7 protein-coding genes are annotated in these 4,980 nt (G+C 43.9%); 4 read left to right on the forward strand and 3 right to left on the reverse strand.

What is annotated here, in order from left to right; genetic code table 11:
- Window positions 1-214 precede the first annotated feature (214 nt).
- From AWV70_RS20640 to AWV70_RS20650, 3 genes are all read left to right on the forward strand, one after another.
- Complete coding sequence (locus AWV70_RS20640; RefSeq protein ID WP_060210373.1) at window positions 215-544, forward strand: hypothetical protein; 330 nt, start codon at window positions 215-217, stop codon at window positions 542-544.
- A gap of 89 nt (window positions 545-633) precedes the next feature.
- Entirely contained in the window at window positions 634-1,758 is a 1,125-nt protein-coding gene (ispG, locus tag AWV70_RS20645) for a flavodoxin-dependent (E)-4-hydroxy-3-methylbut-2-enyl-diphosphate synthase (protein WP_060210374.1), read from the forward strand.
- A complete protein-coding gene (locus AWV70_RS20650) occupies window positions 1,755-2,339 on the forward strand; it encodes a 5' nucleotidase, NT5C type (protein WP_060210375.1) in 585 nt (194 codons plus the stop codon). The genes ispG and AWV70_RS20650 overlap by 4 nt, the downstream gene beginning before the upstream one ends.
- 37 nt (window positions 2,340-2,376) lie before the next feature.
- On the opposite strand, the gene AWV70_RS20655 is transcribed toward AWV70_RS20650, so the two are convergent.
- Genes AWV70_RS20655 through AWV70_RS20665 form a run of 3 tightly spaced genes read right to left on the reverse strand, consistent with a single transcriptional unit; the run spans window position 2,377 to window position 4,423 of the window.
- Entirely contained in the window at window positions 2,377-2,793 is a 417-nt protein-coding gene (locus tag AWV70_RS20655) for a Fur family transcriptional regulator (RefSeq protein WP_060210376.1), read from the reverse strand.
- Entirely contained in the window at window positions 2,790-3,656 is an 867-nt protein-coding gene (locus tag AWV70_RS20660; protein WP_060210377.1) for a metal ABC transporter permease, read from the reverse strand. The genes AWV70_RS20655 and AWV70_RS20660 overlap by 4 nt, the downstream gene beginning before the upstream one ends.
- A gap of 2 nt (window positions 3,657-3,658) precedes the next feature.
- Window positions 3,659-4,423: a metal ABC transporter ATP-binding protein gene (locus AWV70_RS20665; protein ID WP_060210378.1), complete on the reverse strand. Its 765-nt coding sequence runs from the start codon at window positions 4,421-4,423 to the stop codon at window positions 3,659-3,661.
- 242 nt (window positions 4,424-4,665) lie between these two features.
- Between AWV70_RS20665 and AWV70_RS20670 the strand changes: the two genes are divergently transcribed.
- Window positions 4,666-4,911, forward strand: a complete 246-nt coding sequence (locus tag AWV70_RS20670; RefSeq protein WP_060210379.1) for a hypothetical protein — start codon at window positions 4,666-4,668, stop codon at window positions 4,909-4,911.
- The last annotated feature ends 69 nt before the right edge of the window (window positions 4,912-4,980 follow it).

Here is a 4,980-nt window from a genome sequence, read left to right on the forward strand (position 1 = left end):
CCGTTTTCTTTGGCGAACGAGTGCCATCGCCATCACTGTTCCTTTATTGCTGACAATCCTTCTCGATTTGTTTCAGTTCTTGGAAACTTCCGGAATCGTTTTTTCGTCCTTACTCCATATCGGTTACTTGATCTTTGCTCTCAAGTATTATCCTAAATCAGCCAAATGAATACTTTCCAAATTCCTGCATATTGTGTGGGAAGGGGGAATGTTCATGCGTACTTTATTCGTAGCCGTAATTCTTTTTCTTACCTTTCACATCATCCGGATCGACTTGGGGGATGGGACAATCCCTCTAGCGTCATTTTTCGGAAATGAACAGCCTTGTACCGAGACAACCACAATGCAAACCATACATGTCACGACAATCCAAGGCGACACGATCGAATCCCTTTTTTCCATGTACCCGGATCCCGATACGACTTTTGTGGAAAGATTATCAGTTTTTTATTCCCTTAATCCCCATCTTCGAAACCAAGAGCTGATAAGTGGTCTTTCCGTACAGCTTCCGCTTTCGAAATCGGGTCAGGACATTTGCAAATGAATATGTTTTTAAGCGGTGTCCCTTGTCTTTTCATCTGAATGATTGCTAAAATAGAAATTAGTTATGAGTTTTAAGGAGAGAATAAATCCATGAGTGAAATAATACACAGATCCAAAACACGTCCTGTACGCGTCGGCAATTTGACGATCGGCGGCAGCGACGAGCTATTCATCCAAAGTATGACAACAACTAAAACACATGACGTAGATGCAACGGTGGAAGAGATTTTACGTCTTGAAGAAGCGGGTTGCCAAATCGTCCGCGTTGCATGCCCTGACGAAAGGGCGGCATACTCCATTGGGGCCATAAAAGAACGCATCAATATCCCGCTTGTCGTCGATATCCACTTTGACTATAAGCTTGCGCTGATTGCAATCGAGCAAGGTGCAGATAAAATCCGGATCAATCCGGGCAATATCGGCCGTCAGGAAAAAGTGGAAGCGGTCGTTAAAGCGGCAAAAGAAAAAGGGATTCCGATTCGAATCGGTGTAAATGCCGGATCACTTGAAAAGCATATCCTGAAAAAATACGGATATCCGACTGCAGATGGCATGGTTGAAAGTGCTTTGCATCATATTAAAATTTTGGAAGATCTCGATTTCCACGATATTATCGTTTCATTGAAAGCATCGGATGTTAACTTGGCAGTCGAAGCATATACGAAGGCAGCTGCCGCGTTCGATTATCCATTGCATCTCGGAATTACAGAATCCGGAACATTATTCGCGGGTTCCATCAAAAGTGCGGCGGGGCTTGGTACATTGCTTTCAGCCGGTATCGGGAATACGCTGCGTGTTTCATTGAGCGCAGATCCTGTACAGGAGGTAAAAGTAGCCCGTGAGCTTTTAAAGGTGTTCGGTCTATCTTCAAATGCTGCTACGCTTATCTCTTGTCCAACTTGCGGACGCATTGAGATTGACTTAATTTCGATTGCGAATGAAGTAGAAGAATACATTTCCACGATTAAAGCGCCATTGAAAGTCGCTGTATTGGGTTGCGCGGTGAACGGTCCGGGAGAAGCGCGTGAAGCGGATATCGGAATTGCAGGTGCTCGCGGAGAAGGCTTGCTCTTCATGAAAGGGAAAACTGTCCGTAAAGTTCCTGAGGAAACAATGGTGGAAGAGCTGAAAATGGAAATCGACAAGCTTGCTGAAGAGTACTTCGAAAAGAAACGCCAGGAAGAACTTCTTCTTCAAAGCGGGGCTACTGAATGAGGAAAGTCCGTTTCGGCATAGATATTGATGGAACGGTTACATGCCCAACTTCCCTTCTTCCACATATCAATGCGCAATTTGGATGCAACTTGATTTTAGATGATATAAAAGAATACGATCTGACGAAAGCTTTCCCGGTCGACGAGAAAGAGTTTTACGAATGGTACCGTCAAGCGGAAACGACGATATACGAAACATCACCTGCACAGGAATATGCGAAAATGATCCTTTCCGAATGGCGGGAGCATTACGAGCTCTATTATATTTCAGCACGTGGGAAGAACGTGGCGGATTGCACACTTGATTGGTTCGAACGGGAAGAAATCCCATATGACCATATCGAGCTGATCGGCAGCCATCATAAAATTGAGACTGCAAAAAAGTTCATTGTCGATGCATTCTTCGAAGATAAGCATGATAACGCGGTCGACATACATGAAGAATTGCAAATTCCTGTACTCCTTTTCGACACTCCATATAACCGCAATCCGATCCCGGAAGGCGTTATACGGGTGACGAATTGGCAAGAAGCCGACCAATGGATCAAAAAGCTGTTTCCAATTGAAGAAAAAGTGAATTAAATATAAAAAGGAGTAGGGTTGAATCCCCTACTCCTTTTTACTGTTCCACACAAACGGGACATTTCCCGTAGATCTCAAATTTATGCCCTTCTACTTCATAGCCCTGGAGATTGACCGAGATCGACTCCATTGGGCAATGTGCAATATTTCGTGTCTTGCCGCATGCCGTGCAAATGAAATGATGATGATGGACGCCATGATCGCACTGCATCCTGAAATGCCTCTCCCCATACAACTCCGTCTCTTCCAAAATACCAAGCTCTGAAAAAGTCGTCAAATTACGATAAATTGTATCAAAGCTAATGCCAGGGTTATCCAAAGCCATGAAATTCCGAACTTCCATCGCAGTCAAATAGCGATCATTTTCGGAAAAGAACGCCAAAATCGTCTCACGATTCTTCGTCCGCTTGAATTGACGCTCCTGCAAAATGCGCCATGCCTCATCAAGTGTCATGCAAATTCTCCCTTTCTTTTCCGAGTAGGTTTTTTGCCTTTCATCTTATTCCAACTTAACACAAGCAATAAAATGATGATAGACGTAATAACAATCGTCCCTCCTGGAGCAATGTCGAGATGAAACGCTGAAAACAGTCCAATGATAACAGAGAGCTCACCGATGACGATGGAGTAAACAAGCGCGCCCTTGAAGCTTTTGGCAAGCTGTATCGCCGCAGCAACCGGTATTGTCATCAGCGAAGAAACAAGCAAGATTCCGACGATCCGCATCGATGCACCGATAACTAGTGCGACGATGATCATGAAAAACATCTGAATGATTTTTCCGTTGATACCCGACACTTTCGCATATTCCTTGTCAAATGACAATGCGAACATTTCTTTATAGAAAAAACGAATAAACGCTATAACGACTATCGCGATGACGACGATGATCCATAAATCCTGTCTACTTACGGCAGATACCGAGCCGAATAAATAGCCGACAAGATCGGAACCGAACCCTTTTGCCAAGGAAATGAAAATCGCACCAAACCCGATACCCGTAGAAAGGATGATCGGAATCGCCAGCTCCTCAAAATTTTTATAGGCGCCTCTCAGCCTTTCAATCAATAACGAACCCCCTACGGCACTCGCCATCCCCAAATACACCGGATTAAGCGCGGAAAACATCAGCACTGACTGACTCAAAAAGAGGCTTCCTGCGATTCCAGCTAACGCCACGTGGCTTAATGCGTCAGCGATAAGCGCCAACCTTCTTACAACAATGAACAGCCCAAGCAACGGGGCGATGACGCCGATAATCAATCCGGATAAAAATGCATTTTGAAGAAATTCATATGTGAATAAAGCGTTGATCACGGTCATACCCCTTTCTGTTCTTGATGCACGCGCCGCACAGGGTGACCGTACCATAATGATATATCTGCATCATTCATCTTCTTGTAGTCTGCTTGTATCCCATGGAAGTGTATCGATCGGTTTAAGCAAGCGACATGTGATGCCAATTCAGTGACCAGGTCAATTTCATGTGTAACGAGCAGAATTGCGATGCCATGTTCACGGTTCAATTCATTGAGCATAGAATAGAACGATGCAACATTTTTCTGATCGATTCCAACTGTCGGTTCATCCATGATCAATAAATCCGGCTCACCTACCAATGCCCGCGCGATGAAAACGCGCTGTTGCTGGCCGCCGGATAGTTCACCGATATTATGAGAAGCGAAATCTTCCATTTTCACGATCCGCAATGCATCCAATGCTTTTTGTTCATCGTGTTTCGAAAAGCTTTTAAATAATCCGACCTTGCGAGTGAGACCACTTTTCACGACTTCAAGAACTGTGGCGGGAAAACCCGAATTGAACGAATTCGATTTTTGCGAGACATACCCGATTCGTTCACGTTGCTTGAAGGAATCCACATTTTGGCCGAATAGCTTTACTGTGCCTTGATCAGCTTTCAATAATCCTAAAATGATATTGATCAACGTGGATTTTCCGGAGCCATTCGGACCGATAAGTGCCCAGAACTCCCCCTCTTTCACTTTCAAAGAAATGTCTTCGAGAACGGTGGAGTTCTCATATCGAAAATTGACATCAGTACATTCAATTATCGTAGTTGTCATATAGTAAAATCCCTTTCTGTTGAAAAAATATCAATTACGCCTCGGCGTAATTGCGTTGGAGGCTTATCTTGATTCAGCAGGAGTTTGCCCCGCTAAATAGGGAACAAAATCGCATTCATCTCGCCATGTATAGAGATAGGGTCGTCTGCTGAATCGAGATAAACAGGAACGATTACGATTACTAGTAGAAGTATATAGGAAGAGCCGGTCGGACACAACTAATTAAGAAGGAATGGTGTAAAATGGATTATATGCAAATGTTGAATGAAATAAAGAGGAAAAGTGACGAAGAGGCAAAATCGCTGGCCGATTCGTACGGCATCAATTTATCAATCGCCGAAATTAGAGCGCTGCGACCATTGCTTGATGAAATTTCATTCCATTGGCTTTTTACCGGCATTCCGGAAAGCTTCATCGCGAAAGTGAAGTACGCTGTCGGAGATAAAAAAGGAGAGGAATTGTTTCGTCAGTACTTGGATATGATCTGATCTAAAAAGTTTCCCGCCAATGGAATGTCCAATTGGCGGGATTTTTTCATACTAATAGAAGTTGTCTTT

Source organism: Sporosarcina koreensis, from assembly GCF_001531445.1.
Classification (GTDB): Bacteria; Bacillota; Bacilli; order Bacillales_A; family Planococcaceae; genus Sporosarcina; species Sporosarcina koreensis_C.

Excerpts from the sequence above, each read along its gene's own strand:
- AWV70_RS20650 (WP_060210375.1), top strand. The coding sequence starts at position 1,755 with ATGAGGAAAGTCCGTTTCGGCATAGATATTGATGGAACGGTTACATGC.
- AWV70_RS20655 (WP_060210376.1), bottom strand. The coding sequence starts at position 2,793 with ATGACACTTGATGAGGCATGGCGCATTTTGCAGGAGCGTCAATTCAAG.
- AWV70_RS20640 (WP_060210373.1), top strand. The coding sequence starts at position 215 with ATGCGTACTTTATTCGTAGCCGTAATTCTTTTTCTTACCTTTCACATC.
- ispG (WP_060210374.1), top strand. The coding sequence starts at position 634 with ATGAGTGAAATAATACACAGATCCAAAACACGTCCTGTACGCGTCGGC.
- AWV70_RS20670 (WP_060210379.1), top strand. The coding sequence starts at position 4,666 with ATGGATTATATGCAAATGTTGAATGAAATAAAGAGGAAAAGTGACGAA.
- AWV70_RS20665 (WP_060210378.1), bottom strand. The coding sequence starts at position 4,423 with ATGACAACTACGATAATTGAATGTACTGATGTCAATTTTCGATATGAG.